Source organism: Pseudomonas sp. TMW22089 (assembly GCF_022496645.1).
Lineage (GTDB): Bacteria > Pseudomonadota > Gammaproteobacteria > Pseudomonadales > Pseudomonadaceae > Aquipseudomonas > Aquipseudomonas paraversuta.
The window spans coordinates 139218-163631 of sequence record NZ_SCFG01000006.1 but is presented as its reverse complement, the minus strand read 5'-3'; the positions used below and the strand labels follow the sequence as shown (position 1 = coordinate 163631).

20 protein-coding genes and 1 pseudogene are annotated in these 24414 nt (G+C 60.3%); 10 read left to right on the top strand and 11 right to left on the bottom strand.

Features of this window, described 5'->3' with window-relative positions:
- The first annotated feature begins 43 nt into the window (after positions 1 to 43).
- Positions 44 to 787: a pyridoxine 5'-phosphate synthase gene (pdxJ, locus tag EQV90_RS08615; RefSeq protein ID WP_003440201.1), complete on the top strand. Its 744-nt coding sequence runs from the start codon at positions 44 to 46 to the stop codon at positions 785 to 787.
- A 37-nt stretch (positions 788 to 824) separates the two neighbouring features.
- On the opposite strand, the gene mltF is transcribed toward pdxJ, so the two are convergent.
- Positions 825 to 2282 (bottom strand): membrane-bound lytic murein transglycosylase MltF, encoded by a 1458-nt coding sequence (gene mltF / locus EQV90_RS08610; RefSeq protein WP_010655989.1) that lies wholly within the window; start codon positions 2280 to 2282, stop codon positions 825 to 827.
- Positions 2283 to 2567: 285 nt separating this feature from the next.
- Between mltF and purL the strand changes: the two genes are divergently transcribed.
- The gene (gene purL, locus EQV90_RS08605) at positions 2568 to 6464 is read left to right on the top strand and encodes a phosphoribosylformylglycinamidine synthase (protein WP_240877983.1); all 3897 of its coding nucleotides are present in this window, start codon (positions 2568 to 2570) and stop codon (positions 6462 to 6464) included.
- Positions 6465 to 6468: 4 nt separating this feature from the next.
- Positions 6469 to 6780, top strand: a complete 312-nt coding sequence (locus EQV90_RS08600; protein ID WP_003440210.1) for a YqfO family protein — start codon at positions 6469 to 6471, stop codon at positions 6778 to 6780.
- Between the two features lie 111 nt (positions 6781 to 6891).
- On the opposite strand, the gene nagE is transcribed toward EQV90_RS08600, so the two are convergent.
- The 7 genes from nagE to EQV90_RS08565 all read right to left on the bottom strand — a co-directional run bounded on the left by nagE (position 6892) and on the right by EQV90_RS08565 (position 15502).
- Positions 6892 to 8595 (bottom strand): N-acetylglucosamine-specific PTS transporter subunit IIBC, encoded by a 1704-nt coding sequence (gene nagE / locus EQV90_RS08595; RefSeq protein ID WP_240877982.1) that lies wholly within the window; start codon positions 8593 to 8595, stop codon positions 6892 to 6894.
- Positions 8596 to 8626: 31 nt separating this feature from the next.
- On the bottom strand, positions 8627 to 11143 hold the full coding sequence (gene ptsP, locus EQV90_RS08590) for a phosphoenolpyruvate--protein phosphotransferase (RefSeq protein ID WP_240877981.1): 2517 nt from the start codon (positions 11141 to 11143) through the stop codon (positions 8627 to 8629).
- A gap of 36 nt (positions 11144 to 11179) precedes the next feature.
- Positions 11180 to 12190: an SIS domain-containing protein gene (locus EQV90_RS08585; RefSeq protein WP_010655985.1), complete on the bottom strand. Its 1011-nt coding sequence runs from the start codon at positions 12188 to 12190 to the stop codon at positions 11180 to 11182.
- A 13-nt stretch (positions 12191 to 12203) separates the two neighbouring features.
- Positions 12204 to 13301: an N-acetylglucosamine-6-phosphate deacetylase gene (gene nagA / locus EQV90_RS08580; protein WP_003440214.1), complete on the bottom strand. Its 1098-nt coding sequence runs from the start codon at positions 13299 to 13301 to the stop codon at positions 12204 to 12206.
- Between the two features lie 27 nt (positions 13302 to 13328).
- Positions 13329 to 14072 carry a GntR family transcriptional regulator gene (locus EQV90_RS08575; protein WP_178092390.1) on the bottom strand — a complete coding sequence of 248 codons (744 nt, stop codon included), beginning with the start codon at positions 14070 to 14072 and terminating at the stop codon, positions 13329 to 13331.
- Positions 14073 to 14342: 270 nt separating this feature from the next.
- Positions 14343 to 14909, bottom strand: coding sequence for a L,D-transpeptidase family protein (locus EQV90_RS08570; protein WP_240877980.1), 567 nt, complete (start codon positions 14907 to 14909; stop codon positions 14343 to 14345).
- Between the two features lie 35 nt (positions 14910 to 14944).
- Positions 14945 to 15502, bottom strand: a complete 558-nt coding sequence (locus EQV90_RS08565) for an NUDIX hydrolase (protein WP_003440217.1) — start codon at positions 15500 to 15502, stop codon at positions 14945 to 14947.
- Positions 15503 to 15646: 144 nt separating this feature from the next.
- On the opposite strand from EQV90_RS08565, the gene EQV90_RS08560 reads away from it, so the two are divergent.
- From EQV90_RS08560 to purT, 5 genes are all read left to right on the top strand, one after another.
- Complete coding sequence (locus EQV90_RS08560; RefSeq protein ID WP_003440220.1) at positions 15647 to 16249, top strand: CoA pyrophosphatase; 603 nt, start codon at positions 15647 to 15649, stop codon at positions 16247 to 16249.
- A gap of 40 nt (positions 16250 to 16289) precedes the next feature.
- A complete protein-coding gene (locus EQV90_RS08555; RefSeq protein ID WP_003440222.1) occupies positions 16290 to 16811 on the top strand; it encodes a gamma carbonic anhydrase family protein in 522 nt (173 codons plus the stop codon).
- Entirely contained in the window at positions 16811 to 17017 is a 207-nt protein-coding gene (locus EQV90_RS08550; RefSeq protein WP_003440224.1) for a DUF1289 domain-containing protein, read from the top strand. The genes EQV90_RS08555 and EQV90_RS08550 overlap by 1 nt, the downstream gene beginning before the upstream one ends.
- Positions 17018 to 17221: 204 nt before the next feature.
- Positions 17222 to 17698, top strand: coding sequence for a VUT family protein (locus tag EQV90_RS08545; RefSeq protein WP_003440227.1), 477 nt, complete (start codon positions 17222 to 17224; stop codon positions 17696 to 17698).
- A 74-nt stretch (positions 17699 to 17772) separates the two neighbouring features.
- Entirely contained in the window at positions 17773 to 18954 is a 1182-nt protein-coding gene (purT, locus tag EQV90_RS08540) for a formate-dependent phosphoribosylglycinamide formyltransferase (protein ID WP_003440230.1), read from the top strand.
- Between the two features lie 72 nt (positions 18955 to 19026).
- On the opposite strand, the gene EQV90_RS08535 is transcribed toward purT, so the two are convergent.
- The 3 genes and pseudogenes from EQV90_RS08535 to ccsA form a co-directional block, all read right to left on the bottom strand.
- Positions 19027 to 20343, bottom strand: a complete 1317-nt coding sequence (locus tag EQV90_RS08535) for an MFS transporter (protein WP_003440231.1) — start codon at positions 20341 to 20343, stop codon at positions 19027 to 19029.
- Positions 20344 to 20621: 278 nt separating this feature from the next.
- Positions 20622 to 21311 (bottom strand): annotated as a pseudogene (locus tag EQV90_RS08530) (transporter associated domain-containing protein); the annotation flags it as partial.
- 201 nt (positions 21312 to 21512) lie between these two features.
- Positions 21513 to 22325, bottom strand: a complete 813-nt coding sequence (gene ccsA / locus EQV90_RS08525) for a cytochrome c biogenesis protein CcsA (protein ID WP_003440240.1) — start codon at positions 22323 to 22325, stop codon at positions 21513 to 21515.
- Between the two features lie 208 nt (positions 22326 to 22533).
- Here ccsA and ffh point away from each other — a divergent pair, with 208 nt between their 5' ends.
- Positions 22534 to 23910, top strand: a complete 1377-nt coding sequence (ffh, locus tag EQV90_RS08520) for a signal recognition particle protein (protein WP_003440242.1) — start codon at positions 22534 to 22536, stop codon at positions 23908 to 23910.
- Positions 23911 to 24159: 249 nt separating this feature from the next.
- The gene (gene rpsP / locus EQV90_RS08515) at positions 24160 to 24411 is read left to right on the top strand and encodes a 30S ribosomal protein S16 (RefSeq protein WP_003440261.1); all 252 of its coding nucleotides are present in this window, start codon (positions 24160 to 24162) and stop codon (positions 24409 to 24411) included.
- Positions 24412 to 24414 lie beyond the last annotated feature (3 nt).

The following is a 24414-nucleotide window of genomic DNA, read 5'->3' as shown; positions in this document are numbered from 1 at the left end:
GGTATGCTGTGCGCCGAATCTTCAACTCTTCAGGAGAGCCCTCGTGACTACCAGTAACCGCATTCTTCTCGGCGTGAATATCGACCACGTAGCCACGCTGCGCCAGGCGCGCGGCACCCGTTACCCTGATCCGGTCAAGGCTGCCCTGGACGCAGAAGAGGCGGGCGCTGACGGCATCACCGTGCACTTGCGCGAAGACCGCCGGCACATCCAGGAGCGTGATGTACTGCTGCTCAAGGATGTACTGCAAACGCGCATGAACTTCGAAATGGGCGTCACCGAAGAAATGATGGTATTTGCCGAGCGCATTCGCCCGGCCCATGTCTGTCTGGTGCCTGAGACCCGTCAGGAGTTGACTACCGAAGGTGGTCTGGACGTTGCCGGGCAAGAAGCGCGGATCAAGGCTGCCGTCGAGCGCCTGGCGAAAATAGGTTGTGAAGTCTCGTTGTTTATCGATGCCGATGAGCGGCAGATTGCGGCTTCAAAACGCGTCGGTGCCCCTGCTGTCGAGTTGCACACCGGGCGTTATGCCGATGCGCAAACCCCGACCGAAGTGGCCGAAGAGTTACAGCGGGTGGCTGATGGCGTGGCATTTGGCCTGGCGCAAGGGCTGATCGTTAATGCCGGTCATGGCCTGCACTACCACAACGTAGAAGCGGTGGCGGCGATCAAGGGCATCAATGAGCTGAACATTGGTCATGCCTTGGTGGCACATGCTCTGTTCGTTGGCTTCAAGTCGGCAGTGGCGGAGATGAAGGCGCTGATTCTGGCGGCGGCAAAGGCTTAAACCCGGTCACGGCTCGACGGGTATTGGCGGTGCTGGCTTAAAGCTGCGGCTCTTCTTTAGGCTTGGTCTTGTTGATACCCGGTATGTGCAGCTTGCCGTCAGCGGCCTGATCGCCCTCAAGCTGTGGCTGTGTGGCCCATGTCAGGATGTCGTAGTAACGACGGATGTTGGCCACAAAGTGCACGGGCTCGCCGCCCCGGGCGTAGCCATAGCGGGTTTTGCTGTACCACTGCTTCTGCGCAAGGCGAGGCAGCATTTTTTTCACGTCCAGCCACTTGTTCGGGTTCAGGCCTTCTTTCTTGGCCAGCTTTCTCGCGTCATCCAGGTGACCGCCGCCAACGTTGTAGGCCGCCAGTGCAAACCAGGTGCGATCAGGCTCTTCGATATCGTCGTCCAGTTCGCTCTTGATCAGTGCCAGGTACTTGGCACCGCCCATGATGCTTTGCTGCGCGTCCAAGCGGTTGGACACGCCCATGGCTTGTGCAGTGTTCTGGGTCAGCATCATCAGGCCGCGAACGCCGGTTTTGGAGGTGACGGTGGGCTGCCACAAGGATTCCTGATAGCCCATGGCTGCCAGCAGGCGCCAGTCGACCTGTTCCTTTTTGGCCGCATCCTTGAAGAATTTTTCGTATTTGGGCAGGCGCTGCTGCAGGTGCTGGGCGAAGGTATAGGCGCCGACGTAACCCAGTACGTCGACGTGGCCGTAGTAACGGTCCTTCAAGCGTTGCAGGGTGCCGTTCTTTTCGACCTTGTCCAGGTAGGCGTTGATCTCGTTGAGCAGGCTGTTGTCTTCACCGGCCATTACCGCCCAGCGCTGGCTGCGGGCATCACCCAGGTCAAAGGCCACGCGAACGTTGGGGAAGTACACCTGGTTCATTGCCACTTCGTTGGAGTCGACCAGGGTCAGGTCTATCTGTCCTTCATCGACCATGCGCAACAGGTCGACGACCTCGACAGCGTCGGACTCTTCGTATTCGATTCCGGGATATTGCTTCTTGAGTTCGGCAAGTTGCTCGGCGTGGGAGCTGCCTTTAAGCACCATGATGCGTTTGCCCACCAGATCGGCGGCATTGGTGGGGCGCGACTGACCGTTGCGGTAGATGATCTGGGGCGTGACTTCAAGGTACGGGTGAGAGAACTTGGCTTGCTGCAGGCGTTTCTCGCTGCTGACCAGACCGGCAGCAGCTAAAGCGGGACCGTCAGGTTTACCCAGCTGTATGAAGATGTCGTCCAGGTTGTCGGCTGTTTCGATCTTCAGTTCGACGCCCAGATCGTCGGCAAAGCGCTTCACCAGCTCGTATTCGAAGCCGGTTTCGCCGTTGCGATCTTCGAAGTAGGTGGCTGGGCTGTTACGGGTGATCACCCGCAGTACCCCATCCTCCTTTACGCGCTCAAGGGTACTGGGTTTTTCAACGCAGGCACCGAGCATCAGGAAGAGTCCGGTTACGAGTAGCCATCTGGCTCCACGCTGGCGGAATGCAGTTAGAGAAAACATTCGCGCAGTATACGCAAAGCAGCACGGGTGCCATATCTCGACAATTTACGGTCATTCTGATAACAGCTGCCAAAAACGACAAAACCCTTATGGAATGGGGTGTCGGGGGCTGTTTAAAGATCATGACCGCCCATCCACAAACGCTCTGATAGCTATAAAGAATAAGGCTTTGGTCGGTTAACGGCCTTTGGCGCACGTCAGGTGTGCCGTTTCGGGTGCCGTTAGCGCCGGTTTAGGCTAGAATGCCGGGCCTCAAAGCATACCCCTCCCGAGGCTGTCCCGAAGATGTTGATCCTGCGCGGCGCTCCTGCCCTTTCTGCCTTTCGCCACAGCAAACTCCTTGCACAACTGAGCCTGAAGGTTCCGGCTGTCACTGGTTTGTATGCTGAATTCGCCCACTTCGCCGATGTTACCGGTGAGCTGACCAGCGATGAACAGCAGGTCCTGGCTCGTCTCTTGAAGTACGGCCCTAGTGTGCCGGTCCAAGAGCCCAGTGGCCGACTGTTCCTGGTGTTGCCGCGGTTCGGCACCATTTCCCCTTGGTCGAGTAAGGCCAGCGACATTGCCCGTAACTGTGGCCTGGCTAAAGTCCAGCGCCTGGAGCGTGGCATTGCGTTTTACGTGGCCGGTCAGTTCAGCGACGCTGATGCAGAGCTGATTGCAGCGGCACTGCATGACCGCATGACGCAAATCGTGCTGGGCAACCTTGAGCAGGCTTGCGGTCTGTTCAGCCATGCCGAGCCCAAGCCGCTGACGGCGATTGACGTGCTGGGCGGCGGTCGCGCCGCGCTGGAAAAAGCCAACGTCGAGCTGGGCCTGGCTCTGGCTGAAGACGAAATCGATTACCTGGTCAATGCGTTCAACGGTCTTGGCCGCAACCCGCACGACATCGAACTGATGATGTTCGCCCAGGCCAACTCCGAGCATTGCCGTCACAAGATCTTCAATGCCAGCTGGGACATTGACGGCCAAAGCCAGGATAAAAGCCTGTTTGGCATGATCAAGAACACCTACGTGATGCACAGCGAAGGCGTGTTGTCGGCTTATAAGGACAACGCTTCGGTCATCGTCGGCAGCGTTGCAGGGCGTTTCTTCCCGGACCCTGAAACCCGCCAGTACGGCGCGGTGCAGGAGCCGGTGCATATTTTGATGAAGGTTGAGACCCACAACCACCCGACCGCCATTGCCCCGTTCCCGGGCGCGGCGACCGGCTCCGGTGGCGAGATCCGTGACGAAGGTGCTACCGGTCGTGGCGCCAAGCCAAAGGCCGGCCTCACCGGCTTCACCGTATCCAACCTGCAAATCCCGGGCTTTGAACAGCCATGGGAAGTGCCGTACGGCAAACCCGAGCGCATCGTTACCGCGCTGGACATCATGATCGAAGGCCCGCTGGGCGGCGCCGCGTTCAACAACGAATTCGGCCGTCCGGCCCTGACCGGTTACTTCCGTACCTTCGAGCAGTCGATCACGACTCCCCGTGGCGAAGAAGTGCGCGGTTACCACAAGCCAATCATGTTGGCCGGCGGCATGGGCAACATCCGCGCCGAACACGTACAGAAAGCCGAAATCACCGTTGGCTCCAAGCTGATCGTGCTGGGCGGCCCGGCAATGCTGATCGGCCTGGGTGGCGGTGCAGCTTCCTCCATGGCCACCGGCGCGAGCTCGGCCGATCTGGACTTCGCTTCGGTACAGCGCGAAAACCCGGAAATGGAACGCCGTTGCCAAGAGGTCATCGACCGTTGCTGGCAACTGGGCGACAAAAACCCCATCAGCTTCATCCACGACGTGGGCGCAGGCGGTCTGTCCAATGCCTTCCCGGAACTGGTCAACGATGGTGAGCGTGGCGGTCGTTTCGAACTGCGCAATATTCCCAACGACGAGCCGGGCATGGCCCCGCACGAAATCTGGAGCAACGAATCCCAGGAACGCTATGTAATGGCGGTGGGCGTTGCCGATTTCGAGCGCTTCAAAGCGATCTGCGAACGTGAACGTTGCCCGTTTGCCGTGGTCGGTGAAGCCACTGCCGAACCGCAGCTGACGGTTACCGATAGCCACTTCGGCAACAACCCGGTGGACATGCCACTGGAAGTGTTGCTGGGCAAGGCGCCGCGCATGCACCGTTCGGCCGTCCGTGAAGCCGAACTGGGGGATGACTTCGATCCGTCCACGCTGGCCATCGGCGAGTGTGTCGAGCGCGTACTGCATCACCCGGCCGTGGCCAGCAAAAGCTTCCTGATCACCATCGGCGACCGGACCATTACCGGCCTGGTAGCCCGTGACCAGATGGTAGGTCCGTGGCAAGTGCCGGTTGCTGACGTAGCGGTCACCGCCACCAGCTTTGACGTATACACCGGTGAAGCCATGGCCATGGGCGAGCGTACTCCGCTGGCACTGCTGGATGCTCCGGCATCGGGCCGTATGGCCATCGGCGAAACCCTGACCAACATCGCGGCTTCGCGGATCGGCAAGATCAGCGACATCAAACTGTCGGCCAACTGGATGTCCGCGGCGGGTCACCCCGGCGAAGACGCCCGTCTGTACGACACCGTAAAAGCGGTCGGCATGGAGCTGTGCCCTGAGCTGGGCATCACCATTCCAGTGGGCAAAGACTCGATGTCGATGCAAACCCGCTGGAGCGAAGAGGGCACTGACAAGACTGTCACCTCGCCGCTGTCGCTGGTAGTAACCGGTTTTGCTCCGGTGCTCGATGTGCGTCAGACCATGACCCCGGTGCTGCGCATGGACAAGGGCCTGACCGATCTGATCCTGATCGACCTGGGCCGTGGCCAGAACCGCATGGGCGCCTCGATCCTGGCCCAGACTTACGGCAAGCTCGGTAAACACGCCCCGGACGTGGATGACGCAGAAGACCTCAAGGCCTTCTTCGCCGTGATCCAGGGCTTGAATGCCGATGGCCACCTGCTGGCTTACCATGACCGTTCCGACGGTGGTTTGCTGACCAGCGTGATGGAAATGGCGTTCGCCGGTCACTGCGGTGTCAACCTGGCACTCGACGGCCTGGCTGAAACCGCTGCCGACATTCCGGCCATCCTGTTCAACGAAGAGTTGGGTGCGGTGGTTCAGGTGCGTCAGGACTCTACTGCTGACGTACTCGCACAATTCAGCGCCGCCGGCCTGGGTGAGTGCGTGTCGGTAATCGGTCAGCCGCGCAATTGTGCAGACGTCACTATCACCTTCAATGGCGAGACCGTTTTCGCCGGTCAGCGCCCTCTGCTGCAACGTCAGTGGGCTGAAACCAGCTACCAGATCCAGCGTATGCGTGACAACGCAGACTGCGCCCAGCAAGAGTTCGACGTGCTGCTGGAAGAAGACAATCCGGGCCTGAGCGTTCAGCTGAGCTTTGATGTCAACGCCAACATCAGTGCGCCGTATATCAAGAAAGGTATTCGCCCACAGGTTGCCGTACTGCGCGAGCAGGGCGTCAACGGCCAGGTTGAAATGGCGGCGGCGTTTGACCGTGCCGGTTTCAACGCGGTCGATGTGCACATGAGCGACATTCTGGCCGGCCGTGTCGACCTCAATGACTTCAAGGGCATGGTTGCGTGCGGTGGCTTCTCCTACGGTGACGTACTGGGTGCCGGTGAAGGCTGGGCCAAGTCGGCCCTGTTCAACGCCCGTGCACGTGATGCGTTCCAGGGCTTCTTCGAACGTACCGACAGCTTCACCCTGGGTGTTTGCAACGGTTGCCAGATGATGTCCAACCTCAGCGAACTGGTACCGGGCAGCGAGTTCTGGCCGCACTTTGTGCGTAACCGTTCCGAGCAGTTCGAAGCCCGGGTGGCAATGGTTCAGGTACAGGAGTCGAACTCGATCTTCCTGCAGGGTATGGCCGGTTCGCGCATGCCAATCGCCATCGCCCACGGTGAAGGCCATGCCGAGTTCGCCAGCCCTGAAGCCCTGCTGCAAGCCGATCTGTCGGGTTGCGTGGCACTGCGCTTCGTCGACAACCACGGCAAGGTTACCGAGAGCTACCCGGCCAACCCGAACGGCTCGCCGCGCGGGATTACCGGTCTCACCAGCCGTGACGGCCGTGTGACTATCATGATGCCGCACCCGGAGCGGGTATTCCGCGCCGTGCAGAACTCGTGGCGTCCTGACGAGTGGAACGAAGATGCGCCTTGGTTGCGCATGTTCCGTAACGCGCGCGTGTGGGTCGACTAAGGGCATGTACAAGCTCAGCTTCTTCGTTCCTCCAAGCCACGTCGAAGTGGTCAAGGATGCTGTATTCGCTGCCGGTGGCGGACGGATCGGCAACTATGATCACTGCGCCTGGCAGGTATTGGGCCAGGGCCAGTTTTGCGCGCTGGACGGCAGTCAGCCGTTTATCGGGCAAACCGGTCAGGTCGAATATGTCGGGGAATGGAAAGTTGAGCTGGTCGTTGCCGATGATCTGATCCATGGGGTGGTGGCTGCGCTCAAGCACAGTCACCCCTATGAGACGCCCGCTTATGAAGTGTGGCGACTGGCGGACTTGTAACCCCCAAACACCAACCTGTAGGAGCGAGCTTGCCTCGCGATGCAAACAATGCGCGGTTTCTGAGAAAACGCATTGAGACCATCGTGAGGCAAGCTCGCTCCTACAGTTCGTTCAGCGTGCGTGATCTGGCCTGATCAATCGCGCCAGCGCTTCGCTCAACCCCTGCGCCTGTTCCCCCACCAATACATGCCAAACGCCATCGGCGTGCTGGCTGATGCCCTGGCTGCCCAGTGCCTTGAGCTGGCTCTGCGACAACGAACGCTGGTCTCCCAGCTTGATCCGCAAGCGGGTGAGCGCTACGCACTCGACGTGCAATACATTGCTGCTGCCGCCCAGCGCGCCCAGCCATTTGTTGGCGGCCTCGCGCCCGACCTCGTGCGCCGGTTCCACCGCAGGGGCTTGAGCCTTGCTGACGGCGGGCGAACGGTTGACCCGGGTTAGCGCCAAACGTATTTCATCGGCAATGCTGTCGGCCATCGGCCCGACCACTACTTGCAGGCTGCCCGCGCGGCCAGGACGCATCACCCCCATGGCGCCCAGCGCCTTGAGTTCGCTGTCCTGAGCCTTGTTGCGATCGGCCAGCTCCAGGCGCAGGCGCGTGGTGCAGGCGCCGACGGTGAGCAGATTGTCCGGGCCACCCAGCGCCTGGATATAGCCATCAGCCCGCTGGTTTTCGGTGAGGTCGGCGGTTTCTGCCACTGGGTTGTCTTCACGGCCCGGGGTTTTGAGTTTGAAGCGGCGGATGCAGTAATCAAACACCAGGTAATAAATGGCGAAGTAGACCAGCCCGACGGGAAAGATCATCCAGCCATTGGTGGACTTGCCCCAGCCCAGCAGCATATCGATGGCACCACCGGAAAAGGTGAAGCCCAAATGGATATTCAGCAGGTTGGTGATGGCCATCGACAGCCCGGTCAGCAACGCATGCAACAGATAGAGGAAGGGCGCGAGGAACATGAAAGCAAATTCGATGGGTTCGGTGACGCCGGTCAAAAACGCGGTCAGCGCCAGTGACAGGAAAATCCCGCCCATCAGTTTGCGCCGCTCCGGCAACGCATTGCGGTACATCGCCAGGCACGCAGCCGGCAGGCCAAACATCATCACCGGGAACATGCCGGTCATGAATTGGCCGCCCTTGGGGTCGCCCGCGAAGTATCGGGTCAGGTCGCCGGTCACCACTTGCCCGGCATCGGTGGTAAAGCTGCCGAACACGAACCACGCCATATTGTTAAGGATATGGTGCAACCCGGTGACGATCAGGATGCGGTTCAGCACGCCAAAAATGAACGCCCCCAGGCTGCCGCTTTCGAGCAGCAACACACCCAGGCTATTGATGCCTTCCTGAATCGGTGGCCAGATCAGGCCGAACAGGGCCCCCAGGGCTACGGCGGCAAACCCGGTGACGATCGGCACAAAACGCCGGCCGCCAAAAAACGCCAGGTATTCCGGCAGTTTGATGTCCTTGAAGCGGTTGTACAGCGCCCCGGCCATCAGGCCGCTGACGATCCCGGCGAGCATGCCCATGTTGATATGGGGGTCCAGGGCCTTGAGGGTCGAGATCAGCACCAGATAACCGATGGCCCCGGCCAGGCCCGCAGTACCGTTGTTGTCGCGGGCAAAACCCACGGCAATGCCGATGGCGAAGATCAGCGCCAGGTTGGCGAAAATCGTGTTGCCGGCATCGTGGATGATTGCGATGTTGAGCAAGTCGGTGTCGCCCAGCCGCAGTAGCAGCCCGGCAATGGGCAAAATCGCAATCGGCAGCATCAACGCCCGGCCAAGCCGCTGCAGACCTTCGATGAAGTATTGATACATGAGAAATTCTCCGTCGTTGTTTTTGTTGTTGTCAGTCGGAAAGCGGCCAGTACTGATGACAGGCCTCGCGTACAGATTTTGCGTTGCTCATGTTCAGCAGTTTCTGGCTCAGTGTTTGACACATTCCGGCGTCCAGCTGGCGGACCCTGGCCTTGATTTCACCGATTTGCAGCGGGCTGACCGACAGCTCGCGAACCCCCAGGCCGATCAGCACCGGGGTGGCCAGAGGGTCGCTGGCCAGTGCACCGCACACGCCTACCCAGCGTCCGTGCTTTGCCGCACCGGCACAGGTATGGGCGATCAGGCGCAGCAGCGCCGGATGCAGGGCATCGACCCGTGAGGCCAGCCCTGCATGGTCGCGGTCCATGGCCAGGGTGTACTGCGACAGGTCGTTGGTGCCGATGGACAGAAAGTCCGCGTGCTCGGCCAATTGTTCTGCCATCAGGGCCGCTGCCGGCACTTCAATCATCACCCCCAGTTCCGGGCGCTGGCTCAGGCCCATTTCACCGCGCAAGGCCTCCAGGCGACGGCGGATATGCAGCAGCTCGTCGACCTCGGTGATCATTGGCAACAAGATGCGGCAGCGTTGTACCGGGCTGACCTGCAGCAGGGCGCGCAGTTGCTGATCGAGGATGTGCGGATGCATCTGTGCCAGGCGGATGCCGCGCAGGCCCAATACCGGATTGGCTTCGGCGGGCAGCGGCAGATAATCAAGTTGCTTGTCGCCGCCCACATCAATGGTGCGAATGATCACCGGCTTGTCACCCATCGCATCGACCACGCCCTGGTAGGCCGCAATCTGCTCCTGTTCATTGGGAGCAGTGCTGCGATCGACAAACAGGAACTCGGTGCGCAGCAGTCCGACGCCATCTGCGCCATTGGCATGGGCGCCGGCCGCTTCGTGGCTGGAGGCAACGTTGGCGGCAATTTCGATCTGCAGCCCGTCACCGGTCACTGCCGGTTCGTGGGCGTGCAATTGCTGCCGGGCAAAGCGTTGCTGACGGGCGAGAATGCTGTTTTGCACCTGTTCGATGCGTTCGGCGCCGGGGCTCAGTTCCAGGCGGGCGCTGTCGGCGTCGAGAATCACCTGTTGTCCGGCCGGCAAGTCCAGCAACCCTGAGCCCAGGGCCACCAGGCAAGGCAGGCCTTTGCCCCGGGCCAGAATCGCGACATGGGAGGTGGCCCCCCCTGCGGCCATGCATAAACCGGCAACTTGCTGTGCGCTGAGCATGAGCAGGTCGGAAGGGGTCAGCTCGTGTGCGGCAACAATGGCTCCGGGCGGCACCTGGCACTGGGCACTTTCCCCCAGTAATGCTCTGAGAACCCGTTGTTGCAGGTCATGCAAGTCGTTGGAGCGTTCAGCCAGCAAGGTATTGCCCAGTTGTTGCAGAATCGCGCATTGCTGCTCGATTGCATCACTCCAGGCGTGGGCCGCATTGCGGCCCTGGGCGATGGCGCCGTGGCTGGCCTGCAGCAGCTCGCTGTCTTCGAGCAAGGCCAGGTGAGTGTCGAAAATGGCTTCTTCGTCGAGGTTGCCCTCGGCCCGGGCCTGGATCAGGGTCAGGCGGATCTCGGCGCGCACCTGCTCCAGCGCCGAATGCAGCGCCTGCATTTGCTCCTCGGGGAGGTGATTGCCGAGGTCGGGTGGCAGTTGCACGGTGCTTAAAAAATACAGCGCACCACTGGCTAGGCCGGGGGCCGCACTCACTCCGTTCAATTGTCCTTCTTGATTGATGGGGCGAGCGACGGCCGGCAGCATTTTCAGCGTGGTGGCGGCCGGTCTGACCTGATCTTTGGCCAGTGCGGCCAGAATGGCCTGCAGCGCGGCGTCGGCATCCTCGCCGGCACAGCTGACTTGAACTTCATCGTGCTCGCTGATGCCCAGGGCCAGCAGCCGGACAATACTGTCGCACGGAGCCGAATTGGCGCCGATGTGCAGCCGGCAAGTGCTTTTGAAACCCAGTGCTGTTTGCCGTATCAGCGCAGCCGGACGTGCATGCAGGCCACCGTGGTGAGTTATGCGCACGCTGCCTTGTGCCTGCCCCTGAGAACTGTCGGTCGCGGTAACGGCGGCCTCGATCTGGCGCGCGGCTATCTGCAGCAGTGGCTCGCCGGCCACGGCGGTGTCGTGTTGCAGCAGTTGCAGCGCGAACCGATCGCCATTGGTCAGCACCAGCAGGCTGATCAGGCTGGTGCAGCGCTGGGCGATGTAATCGGGGTCGAAGCGTACCAGGGGCTGGCCGTTGCTGATCTGCTCGCCGTTTTCCACCAGCAGTTGAAAACCTTCGCCCTGTAGATCAAAGGTGTCCAGCCCCACATGCAAAAGCACCTCGGCGCCATTATCGGCACGCAGGGTCAGGGCATGGGCGGTCTTGGCCACGTGCACGATCACCCCGTCACAGGGCGCATACAAACAGTCGTTCAATGGGTCGATGGCAATCCCGTCGCCCATTACGCCGCTGGAAAATACTTCATCCGGCACCAGGGCGAGTTTGATGATCGGCCCGCTGAGCGGCGCACTGAGGGTGAGCTTTTTATTATTGTGCATGGCGCGATACTCATTAAACCTGCGGGGGAAGACAACTCAGTGGGTACGGGTCACTTTGCTCAGGAACCGTGGCTGATCCGGGTCCAGCCCCCGGGCCTCGGCCAGACCCGCAGCCATCACGTAGAAACTTTGAATGGCCAGGATCGGGTCCAGATCCGGGTGTGCCGCCTGGCTCAACGTCAGGTCGCGCTCGGCCACATCATCCGGGGCCGCCAGCAGCACCCGGGCGCCGCGCTGGCGCATGTCACGGGCCAGGGTCAGCAAGCCCGCCTGTTCCACACCCCGAGGGGCGAAAATCAGCAGCGGGTAGTCTTCTTCGATCAGGGCCATCGGGCCGTGGCGCACTTCGGCACTGCTGAAGGCTTCGGCCTGCAGGGTCGAGGTTTCCTTGAATTTGAGCGCGGCTTCCTGGGCGATGGCAAAGCCCGCGCCCCGGCCGATCACCAGCAATCGCTGGGCATCGCGCAAGGTCTCGATGGCTTTGCTCCAGTCCTGGGTGCAGGCGTCGCGCAAGTCGGCGGGCAGCAGGTGGCCGGCCTCAAGCAGGGCTTTATCATTGGCCCAGTGCGCAACCAGGCGGGCACCGGCACTCAAGGTGGCGATAAAGCTTTTAGTGGCTGCGACGCTGATTTCGGCGCCGGCACACAAGGGCAAGCTGTAGGCGCAGGCGGCTTCCAGTGGTGTGTTTTCGGCATTCACCAGCGCCACGCTCAGCGCCCCGCGTTCACGCAACAGGCTCAGGCTGTCGATGATGTCGGGGCTCTGGCCGGACTGGGAAAAGGCAAATACCGCCTGGCCCTGCACCCGCAGCGGGGACTGGCGCAAGGTCACCACTGACATCGGCAACGACGCCACGGGCACGCCCACATGCTGCATGGTCAGATAGGCAAAGTAACTGGCGGCATGGTCGGAGCTGCCACGGGCCAGGGTCATGGCTACGTCGGGCGGGCTGGCCCGCAGGTCGCGGGCAAGGTCGATCAGGCGCGACTCCAGGTTGAACAGTTGACGTTCCACCGCTTCGCTCGCGGACCGGGCCTCTTCCAGCATTTTTGACGGCTTGTTAGAAGACAAGTGCTTCCCCTTCGACCATGACAGCGGTGAGATTCAATGAACGGTCCAGGCGCACGCAGTCGGCCCAGCTACCGGGCTGCAAACGCCCGCGTTCGGTAATGCCGAGGTAGTCGGCCGGGTACTGCGACAGGCGTTGCGAGGCTTCGGCCAGTGGCAGGCCGATTTTCACCAGGTTGCGCAGTGCCTGATCCATGGTCAGCGTGCTGCCCGCCAGCGTGCCGTCTGCCAGGCGTACGCCGCCCAGGCATTTGGTGACGGTGTGGCTGCCCAGTTGGTATTCGCCATCGGGCATGCCGGTGGCTGCAGTGGAGTCGGTGACGCAATACAGGCACGGAATCGCACGCAAGGCTGCGCGAATGGCGCCGGGATGCACGTGGAGCAAGTCGGGGATCAGTTCGGCAAAACGCGCATGGGCCAGGGCGGCACCCAGAATGCCGGGCTCGCGGTGATGCAGCGGGCTCATGGCGTTATACAAATGGGTGAAGCTGGTGGCGCCCGCATCCAGTGCGGCCACGCCTTCTTCATAACTGCCCAGGGTATGCCCCAGCTGCATGCGAATGCCCCGGGCGCTCAGGGCGCCGATCAATTCGATATGGCCGGCGATTTCAGGGGCGATGGTGATGACTTTGATCGGCGCCAGACTCAGGTAATCCTCGACTTCGGCCATCAGCGCGGTATGGGCGAAGTTAGGTTGAGCGCCGAGTTTGCCGGGGTTGATAAACGGGCCTTCGAGATGCACCCCCAGTACCCGGGCGCAGCCGGCCGGCCGTTGCTGACAAAACTCGCCGAGGGCACCGAGCACGCGGCTGATCTCGTGATTCGGCGCGGTCATGGTGGTGGCCAGCATTGCCGTGGTGCCGAAGCGCAAGTGGGTGCGGGCGATGGTGTCGAAGGCCGGTGCGCCTTGCATGATGTCTTTGCCGCCGCCGCCGTGCACATGCAGGTCGATAAAACCGGGCAGCAGGTAAGGCAAGTCGTTGTCGGCCGGGTCACAAGGGCTGCCCTGGATGCCGAGGACTTTGCCGTTCTCGTGCAGCAGGCGGCCGCGGACCCAGCCTTGGGGCGTGAGGATGTTGTCTTCGGACATGTACAGCCCTCCGGGGGTGTTGTCGGGTCAGCGGCGCAGTTCGGCCACAAAATCGTAGAAATCGTTACGGCAGTAGGTATCGGTGACTTCGATGGGGGTGTTGTCTTCGAGGTAGCCGACCCGGGTCATCAGCAGCATGGCGGCCCCGGGTTCGATCCCCACCAGGGCGGCAAACTCTGCGCTGGCGTTGATCGCCTGAATATGTTGCAGGGCGCGGACCACCGGTTTGCCGATGCTGTCCAGATACTCGTAGAGCGAGTCGCCAAGCACCTGCGGCTGCGGGATCAGGGAAGCGGGCAGGGCGCTCATTTCGATGGCCATGACCGTGTCATCGGCTTTGCGCAGGCGCTTGAGGCGCGCGACTTTATCCGTGGGGGACAGCGCCAGGCGGATCAGCTCTTCATGGGTCGGCTGGGTGATTTCCCGCTGTAACCACTGAGAGCCAGGTACGAAGCCCTTGAGCCGGAGCATTTCGCTGAAACTGGACAGCCGCGACAAGGGTTGCTCAAGGCGCGGGGTGATGAAGGTTCCGGAGCCCTGGCTGCGGCGGATCAGGCCTTGTTCGAAGAGAATTTCCAGGGCTTTGCGGGCCGTGACGCGAGACAGGCCCAGTTGTTCGCTCAGGCTGCGCTCCGAAGGCAGCGCCTGCTCGGCTTTCCAGACCCCGGCATGGATCGCGGACTCCAGGTTGCGGGCCAGTTGCAGGTACAACGGCGTGGCCAGACGGTCATCCGGGCGCAGGTCGGCGAGGGTGGTCATAGGGCTGTTCATGGTGGTGGATCCGATGCGGTTATTGGAGTTTTGTCGCCCGGTAATGGCGCGAAAGTAATACCACTTCAATACCAAGTCAACGCATGCACAGGCGTATTTCCCGCCGAAAACAGGGTGTTTGGCCGTTGTGATTTTATGTGGTGTTTAAGTGGTATTAGGAGTGCGCTGAAGGCGCCGAGATGCTGCGGGCCCGTTCGGGCCCGGCGACAGGTAAAGGTATTAGGAGTAGGCGGGAGGGCGTAACGGGGACAAAAGGTAATTTATTTTTGCTTAAGGCCGGATTTCAACCAGAGTGCCGTCCTTGACCAGGCTCCAGACTTCACGCATTTCGTAGTTTTTCATCGCGATACAGCCATCGGTCCAGTCCAGGGTATGGAACAGCTCTTCGGGATTCTCTTCGGAGTCCGGCGTACCGTGGATCATGATCATCGACCCGGGGTTCAGGCCTTGGCGCCGGGCTTGGGCCGCGTCACTGACGTTGGGGTAGTTGATATGCATCGCCAGGTTGAACTTGTCGCTTTTTTTGCGCCAGTCGACCCAGTAAAGGCCCTCCGGGGTGCGTTTGTCGCCCTCCTGCAGTTTTGGCCCCTTGGGTTGTTTGCCCAATGAAATGCGGTAGCTCTTGATCGGTTTGCCATCGCTGATCAGCTGCAGCTTGCGGGCCGACTTGAGCACCAGGATTTTTTCGATTTTTTGCCCGGCTTTGATCGTCTGTGTTGACTGGGCCGGTTTGAGGACCTGATTTTTATCGACGGGTTTGCCATTCACGGTAATGAAAACGGAAGCTTGGCAAGTAACAGCAAACGACAGGCAGAGGGCAGCGAGCAACCAACGCATTAGAGGGATATTCCTGAATTACACGGCAAACAACATTATTGTTGGGGTTTGGTCAGGCCGGCCAGAGGCGCCACGGCCTCGCTGCGTACGGGGTAGAGGTTACCCGGGCGGTCGGCGAAAAAGCATTCTAAGGTACGGCTGACCGTGCGAAAAGCCAGCTCTGACCAAGGGATGTCGGCTTCATCGAAAAGCCGCACCTCAAGGCTTTCTTCACCTGCGGCAAAGTCCGGGGTCAGCAGCTCGGCGCGGTAGAACACATGTACCTGGTTGATGTGGGGTACATCGATCAGGGTATAGATAGCCAGGTTTTCGACCTTGGCACAGGCTTCCTCGAGGGTTTCGCGGCGAGCGGCCTGTTCAACGGTCTCGCCGTTTTCCATAAAACCGGCAGGCAGTGTCCAGTACCCTTTGCGCGGCTCGATGGCGCGTCGGCACAGCAGCACCTGAGTGCCCCAGGTGGGCAGGCACCCGGCAACAATATTGGGGTTCTGATAATGAATGGTCTGGCAGTGGTCGCAGACATAGCGCAGGCGCGAATCGCCTTGCGGGATATGCTGGCTGACAGAATGACCGCACTGGCTGCAAAATTTCATGCTGGGTTCTCTGATAAGGCGCTTATCTTGAGGCTGAGTCGGGCTGGCGGCAAGTGCCGCGGTGGTTGCTGCGACACTGCGGGGCTTGGGTGCCCGGTGCGATTTGGTGCATGATGCCCGATAAGTGACGGATCGAGATGACCTATGCTGGACGAGCTGCTTGGCCGTGTGAGCCGCTATACCCCACGGACTCTGGAAACAGATCGGCATTTTCCCGAGGCGGCAGTATTGCTGCCGGTGACGCGCAGTGCTGAACCCGAACTGATTCTGACCCTGCGTGCCAGCGGGCTGTCGACCCATGGTGGTGAGGTGGCTTTCCCAGGCGGGCGGCGCGATCCTGAAGACCCGGATCTGATCTTTACCGCTCTGCGTGAGGCCGAAGAAGAGATCGGCCTGCCGCCGGGCCTGGTGGAGGTGATCGGTCCCCTCAGCCCCTTGATCTCGTTGCACGGTATTCGCGTAACCCCCTATGTCGGACTGGTACCTGACTACGTTGAGTATCTGGCCAACGATGCCGAGATCGCTGCGGTGTTCAGCGTGCCGCTGGAGTTCTTCCGCCAGGACCCGCGCGAGCATACCCACCGCATCGATTACCAGGGCCGCAGCTGGTATGTGCCGAGTTACCGTTTTGGGGTGTACAAGATCTGGGGGCTGACGGCGATCATGATCGTCGAGCTGATGAACCTGCTCTACGACGACGTCAATATCAGCCTGCATACTCCGCCTGAACGCTTTATCAATATTTAGAGCTGTCAGCAGACAGCCGCTCAGCCTTGAGGACACTCCCATGAAATATCGCTTGGGCGACTCGCTCGTCGAAACCCATCCCGACAGCTGGACGGCCCCCAACGCCACCCTGATCGGCAAGGTACGGCTGCAAGAGGGTGCCAGCGTCTGGTTTAACGCTGTGTTGCGTGGCGACAACGAACTGATCCTGATCGGTAAAAACAGCAACGTGCAGGATGGCGCCGTCATGCACACCGACATGGGCTACCCATTGACCCTGGGCACCGGTGTGACCATTGGCCATAACGCCATGCTGCATGGCTGCACTGTGGGTGACTACAGCCTGATCGGTATCAACGCGGTGATCCTCAATGGCGCAAAAATCGGCAAGCATTGCATCATCGGCGCCAATTCGCTGATCGGTGAGGGCAAGGAAATCCCCGATGGTTCGCTGGTCATGGGCTCGCCCGGCAAAGTGGTGCGCGACCTCACCGACGAGCAGAAAAAACTGCTGGAAGCCAGTGCGGCGCACTATGTGCACAACGGCCAGCGTTATGCCCGTGACTTGCAGGTGCAAGAATAATGAGTGATACAGAACGCCCGGTGGCCTCACCCTGCGTGAATATTTGCGCGCTGGACGACGATGATCTGTGCACCGGCTGCCAGCGTTCGGTGGCCGAAATTACCCGTTGGAGCCGCATGACCAATCCTGAGCGCCGTGAGGTGCTGGCGTTGTGTCATGAGCGCGCGAAATCCAGTGGCATGGTGTGGACGGTGGGCAGCCTGTAGTCCCTGCCGCAGGCTGCGATACACCCTGTGGGCGCTGGCTTGCCCGGGATGCAGGCAATGGGCACTTCGAGGCTGACTGCGGGGCTGTAAATCCCCGGCAAGCCGGCTCCCGCGGTCGAACTGTCCAGCCTCGGTGTACACGCTACAAAATCAGGCATGACTCAAGTACCCTGTGCGCCTTATTCAGAGGTATCACCAGGTCCCATGTTGTTTCTAATCGCTTATATCGCCAGCGTCGTGCTGATCAACTACGCGTTTTCGACGGCGCCGCACCTCGATATCATCTGGTCGGCCTGGGGCGGGCTGGTGTTCGTGCTGCGGGACATGGTGCAAATCCGCTTCGGCCACGGCGCCATTCTGGCCATGCTGGCGGCGCTGGTGCTGTCGTACGTCACCTCTGATCCCTCTATTGCCCTGGCCAGCGCTACCGCGTTCGCTGTATCGGAGTGTATTGACTGGCTGGTGTTCTCCATCACCAAGCGCCCGTTGCATGACCGGTTGTGGATCAGCTCTGCGCTGAGCATCCCCCTCGATACCTTTATCTTTTTCGGCATGATCGACGCCTTTACCCCTGGCGTGATCCTCACTGCCATGGCCTCCAAGTTCGCCGGTGTCACCTGCGTATGGCTGGCCATGGCCTGGCGTCTGCGCAAAGCCGCTGAGCGCTCGCGGATCATGTAAAATGCCGGCCTTTCTTCCCAGCAGGCGCAAGCGTTGCGAGCGCCTTCGATGATTTGCTTCCTTGAGGACCTGAAATGACCCGTATCGGAACTCCACTGTCGCCTACCGCGACCCGCGTAATGTTGTGTGGCTGCGGCGAGCTAGGCAAGGAAGTCGTCATCGAATTGCAGCGTCTGGGGGTCGAAGTCATCGCTGTCGATCGCTACGCCAACGCCCCGGCCATGCAGGTGGCGCACCGTAGCCACGTGATCAACATGCTGGATGGTGCTGCCCTGCGTGCCGTGATCGAGCTGGAAAAGCCGCATTTTATCGTTCCGGAAATCGAAGCCATCGCCACCGCGACCCTGGTCGAGCTGGAAGCTGAAGGCTTTACCGTGATCCCTACGGCCCGTGCGACCTCGCTGACCATGAACCGCGAAGGCATTCGCCGTCTGGCGGCTGAAGAGCTGGACCTGCCAACTTCGCCGTACCACTTTGCCGACACCTTCGAGGATTACAGCAAAGCGGTGCAGGATCTCGGTTTCCCGTGTGTGGTCAAGCCGGTCATGAGCTCGTCGGGTAAAGGCCAGAGCCTGCTGCGCAGTGCCGACGATGTGAAAACCGCCTGGGACTACGCTCAGGAAGGCGGACGGGCGGGCAAGGGTCGGGTCATCATCGAGGGCTTTATCGACTTCGATTACGAAATCACCTTGCTCACCGTACGCCATATCGGCGGCACCACGTTCTGCGCCCCGGTTGGTCACCGCCAGGAGAAGGGCGATTACCAGGAGTCCTGGCAGCCCCAGGCCATGAGCCCGATTGCACTGGCTGAGTCTGAGCGTGTGGCCAAGGCCGTTACCGAGGCGCTGGGTGGCCGTGGTCTGTTTGGAGTCGAGCTGTTCATCAAGGGCGATCAAGTGTGGTTCAGCGAAGTTTCGCCGCGCCCCCATGACACAGGTCTGGTGACCCTGATTTCGCAGGATTTGTCGCAGTTCGCGCTGCATGCGCGGGCGATTCTGGGGTTGCCGATCCCGTTGATCCGTCAGTTCGGACCCTCGGCTTCGGCAGTGATTCTGGTGGAAGGGCAGTCGACCCGCACCGCGTTCTCCAACCTGGGAGCGGCCCTGAGCGAGCCGGATACCGCCTTGCGTCTGTTCGGCAAGCCCGAGGTCAATGGCCAGCGCCGCATGGGCGTGGCACTGGCCCGGGATGAGTCGATTGAAGCGGCACGGGCCAAAGCGACCCGTTCGTCCAAGGCGGTTGTCGTAGAGCTATAACCCCCCCCCGCAACAACCTGCTGTAGGAGCGAGCTTGCTCGCGAGCTTTTTGCACAGCTCGCTCCTACAGGTTTATATGACCTTGTTCAGGTCTGCCTCTCTGGTTTCCTTCAAGCACAGTACAGCGATCAGGCTGAGTACCGCTGCGCCTGATACATAGCCGCCAACCCAGCTCAGACCGCCCATGCTCACCAGTTTCTGGGCGAAGAACGGTGCGGCCGAGGCGCCGACAATGCCCCCCAGGTTGTAGGCCGCCGATGCGCCGGTATAGCGCACGCGGGTGGGAAACAGTTCAGGCAGCAGGGCTCCCATCGGAGCAAAGGTCACCCCCATCAAGAACAGCTCGATGCACAGAAACAGTGCCACCCCCCAGGTCGTGCCATGGGTGAGCAACGGCTCCATCAGAAACCCGGACAAAACTGCCAGTATGCCGCCGACAATCAATACCGGTTTACGTCCGTAACGGTCGCTGGCCAGGGCTGACAGTGGGGTGGCCGCGGCCATGAACAGCACGGCAAAGCACAGCAGGCCGAGGAACGTTTCTCGGGTGTAGCCCAATGTCGAAACGCCATAGCTGAGTGAAAATACGGTCGAGATGTAGAACAGTGCATAACACACCACCATCGACGCAGCGCCCAGCAGCATGGGTGCCCAGTACTGGCTGAAGAGCTCGACGATCGGCATCTTCACCCGTTCGTGCTGGGCTACGGCCTTGGCGAAGACCGGTGTTTCTTCCAGTTTGAGACGCACATACAGGCCGACCATCACCAGGGCGGCACTCAGCAGGAACGGGATGCGCCAGCCCCAGGAGCGGAACTGTTCATCACTCAGGGTCAAGGCCAGTGCCAGAAACAGGCCGTTGGCTGCGAGAAAACCAATCGACGGACCCAGTTGCGGAAACATGCCGAACCAGGCGCGCTTGCCTTTGGGGGCGTTTTCGGTGGCCAGCAAAGCTGCGCCGCCCCATTCCCCGCCGAGCCCAAGCCCTTGGCCAAAGCGCAGCACGCAGAGCAGGATCGGTGCCCAGGCACCAATGGTGGCGTAGCCCGGCAAAACGCCGATCAGGGTGGTACACACCCCCATCAACAGCAGGGAAGCGACGAGGGTGGACTTGCGTCCTACCCGGTCACCGAAATGGCCAAACAGAAATGAACCCAGCGGGCGTGCGAGAAAGGCTATGCCGAAGGTCAGGAACGCCGACAGCATCTGTGCTGTGCCGGATGTCTGCGGGAAAAAGACCGGGCCGATAACCAGCGCGGCGGCGGTGGCATACACATAAAAGTCGTAGAACTCGATGGCGGTGCCAATAAAGCTGGCTGTAGCGACACGGGCTGTGGAGTTGGCCGGCTTCTCGGGCGAGGCTTCGCTGTAGGTGGTGCTGGTGGTCATGCGCATATCCCTGACAGTTATAAGCTCGTTGACCTTTATCAGCCTTGGCGGCGGACAGGGCAGAGCGTTTTTTATGGTCGTTTGGCCAGTGGGGGCAAATGCCAGTCAGTCAGGCGAGCGCAGTCTCAAGCGGGGAGATAAACCGGTGGGAACTGTTCAGCCAGCTCCCACTGAAGATATGCGGTGTTTTAATCGACTGGCTTTACCCCGCAAGCGGGGTGTAAGCGGAAATGATTATAGGGAGGCCTGTTCGAATGTAACAAGACCTTACGCGGCGATTAAACCGCGGGTTTGACGCTGTTGTGCCAGATCAGTACGCGGCTGACGCGGTTTTCTTCGGTTTCGAGAATTTCCAGGCGATAGCGGCCGATCTTCAGGCAAACAGTGGTTTCGGGAATGGTTTCCAGTGCTTCGGTGACCAGCCCGTTAAGGGTTTTCGGACCGTCGCAAGGCAGGTGCCAGCCCAGGGCCTTGTTCAGTTCGCGGACCGAGACTGCGCCATCAACCACAAAGCGGCCGTCGGGCAGGGGATCGATCAGCGGGTTGTCGATGTTTTGCTCGTCCTCGAACTCACTGACGATCTCTTCGAGGATGTCTTCCAGGGTCACGATTCCCAGTACTTCTCCGTATTCATCGACCACGACGCCCAGTCGGCGTTGTTGCTTGTGGAAGTTGAGCAGCTGCAGCTGCAGGGGCGTGCTTTCAGGAACGAAGTAGGGCTCGGTGCAGACGGCCAGCAGCGCTTCCTTGGTGAGACTGGCATCCGTCAGCAGGTGCTGGACGTGGCGGGTATTGAGGATGGCTTCGACCTGATTGATGTCGTTATGAAACACCGGCAGGCGTGTGCGCTTGGTCTGGCGCAGTTGCTCGATCAGATCTTCGATGGAGTCGTCGAGGTTCAGGCCTTCGACTTCGCTGCGCGGGATCAGGATGTCGTTGACCGTGATGTTGTCCAGCGCATGGATGCCGGAGAGCAGTTGCGGCCGGCTGGCGGAGAGTTCGTCGTCTTGCTGGGCAGGTGTGTGGCGCGTCTGCGGCACCTCGGCACGAAGGACCTTCCTGTTGTTTGTGCCCCATAGAAAACCGGCGAACAGCCCGGCTGCTGCGATCAAAAATGCCAGAACTGCCAGCATCGGCCCGGGGGGCAAGCTATCCATAATCATCGCCCGTCAGATATGCAGAATGTATTCACGAACCAGCTTGCTGCCAAAGTAGGCCAGCATCAGCAGGCAGAAACCGGCAAACGTCCAGCGTATGGCTTTGTGTCCGCGCCAGCCGAGGTGGTGACGCCCCAGCAGAAGTACGCTGAATACGATCCATGCCAGGCAGGCCAGCAAGGTTTTATGGACCAGATGCTGGGCAAACAGATTGCCCAAAAACATCCAGCCGGAGATCAATGACAGTGACAGCAGCGACCAGCCGGCCCACAGGAAGCCGAACAGCAGGCTTTCCATGGTTTGCAGGGGCGGGAAGTTCTTGATCAGGCCTTTGGGGTGCTTGTTCTTGAGCTGGTAGTTCTGCAGGGTCAGCAGCAACGCCTGAAACACCGCGATGGTGAACATGCCATAGGCCAGGAGCGATAACAGGATGTGGGCGAGGATGCCGGGCTCTTCATCTATTACCTGAACCGTACCGGGCGGGGCGAACTGCGACAGCAGCACCGTGAGCATTCCCAGCGGGTATAGAAGCAGCAACAGGTTCTCGACGGGGATCCGCACACATGCCACCAGCGTTACGCCAATGACTGCTGCGGCAATCAGGCTGGCAGCACTGAAGAAGTCCAGTTCAAGACCCGCCGGGGTCATCAGGTGGGTGAACAGGCTCATGGCGTGGGCGATTACGGCGAGAATGCCGAGTGTCACCAACAGGCGTTTGTTCGCCTTTGCGCCTTGGCGCAGGCAAGTGCCTTGATAGAGGGTCGCAGCGGCATATAAACAGGCGGCGGCGAGGCTGGGTAGCAAACTCGGTGACAAGGGGAGCATAAATCCTGTTAGGCAAGCCCGAAAGGGCTGAGTTTGGCATACAACCGCCCATGCACGAAAGACTACATAAGCCGACGGCAAGGTGTCGTATGCGGCCAGTCTTCGCTATAATCCGCGACCTGCCCACGCCGCAGGCTCGCCGAGCATCAGTTTTACACGGGCTGGGCCGCAATAACCCCGGTCTACTTTGGGCCTGAAAGGATCGCGCATGTTTGAAAATTTAACCGATCGTCTCTCGCAGACGCTGCGCCATGTTACCGGCAAGGCCAAGCTGACCGAGGACAACATCAAAGACACCCTGCGTGAAGTGCGCATGGCGTTGCTGGAAGCCGACGTGGCTTTGCCAGTGGTCAAGGACTTCGTCAACGCGGTCAAAGAGCGCGCTGTCGGCACTGAAGTGTCGCGCAGCCTGACGCCGGGCCAGGCGTTTGTGAAGATCGTCCAGGCCGAGCTTGAAAGCCTGATGGGTGCTGCCAACGAGGACCTGGTCCTCAATGTCACGCCGCCTGCAGTAGTTTTGATGGCTGGTTTGCAAGGTGCGGGTAAAACCACCACCGCCGGCAAGCTGGCGCGCTTCCTTAAAGAGCGCAAAAAGAAAACAGTGATGGTGGTCTCGGTCGACGTTTATCGTCCTGCGGCAATCAAGCAGCTGGAAACCCTGGCGGCGGAAGTGGGGGTTACGTTCTTCCCGTCCGATATCAGCCAGAAGCCGGTGGCCATCGCGCTGGCGGCCATTGCTGAAGCCAAGCTCAAGTTCATTGATGTAGTCATTGTCGATACCGCGGGTCGTTTGCATATCGACGCCGAGATGATGACCGAAATCCAGGAACTGCACGGCGCCGTCAAGCCGGCAGAAACCCTGTTTGTGGTCGACGCCATGACCGGCCAGGATGCCGCCAATACGGCCAAGGCCTTTGGCGATGCGCTGCCGTTGACCGGTGTGATCCTGACCAAGGTTGACGGCGATGCCCGTGGCGGTGCGGCATTGTCCGTGCGCTCGATCACCGGCAAGCCGATCAAGTTCATCGGTATGGGCGAGAAGAGCGACGCTCTGGAACCGTTCCACCCGGATCGTATCGCTTCGCGCATTCTGGGCATGGGCGACGTGCTCAGCCTTATCGAACAGGCCGAACAGACCCTCGATAAAGACAAAGCCGACAAGCTGGCGAAGAAACTCAAGAAAGGTAAGGGCTTCGATCTCGAAGACTTCCGCGATCAGCTGCAACAGATGAAGAACATGGGCGGCCTTGGCGGCCTCATGGACAAGCTGCCGAACATGGGTGGCGTGAATCTGGCGCAAATGGGCAACGCCCAGGGCGCGGCAGAAAAGCAGTTCAAGCAAATGGAAGCCATCATCAACTCCATGACTCCGGCCGAGCGCCGTGACCCTGACCTGATCAGTGGTTCGCGCAAACGTCGTATTGCCATGGGTTCCGGCACCCAGGTGCAGGACATCGGTCGCTTGATCAAGCAGCACAAGCAGATGCAGAAAATGATGAAGAAGTTCTCCGCAAAAGGCGGAATGGCCAAAATGATGCGCGGCATGGGCTCCATGATGCCTGGTGGCGGCATGCCGAAAATGTAAATTACCTGCCTGAGCGCTCGCGCTTGGGCGGCTCGCAGTGATGCGAGATACCCGGCAAACCCGCACGTGCGGGAGCCGACCTGTCGCCATTCGTGGCGGCCTTATAGCAAATCTTTATGGCATGTCGACTAGGCGCCAGAAAAAGACATTTGCAAAAGTCCGGATATTCCTTAGAATATGCGGCCTTTCGGGCACCTATGCCCGCTGTGCATTTAGATTTGCAGCACCGACTACAGGAACGATGTTCACATGCTAACAATCCGTCTTGCCCTTGGCGGCTCCAAAAAGCGCCCGTTTTACCACTTGACCGTTACCGATAGCCGTAACCCACGTGACGGTTCCCACAAGGAACAAATTGGCTTCTTCAACCCGGTTGCCCGTGGTCAGGAAGTTCGTTTCTCCATTAAAGAAGACCGCCTCGCCTACTGGTTGGGTGTCGGTGCACAAATGTCTGAGCGCGTTGCTCAGCTTGTGAAAGAAAACGCTAAGGCTGCGGCCTGAGCA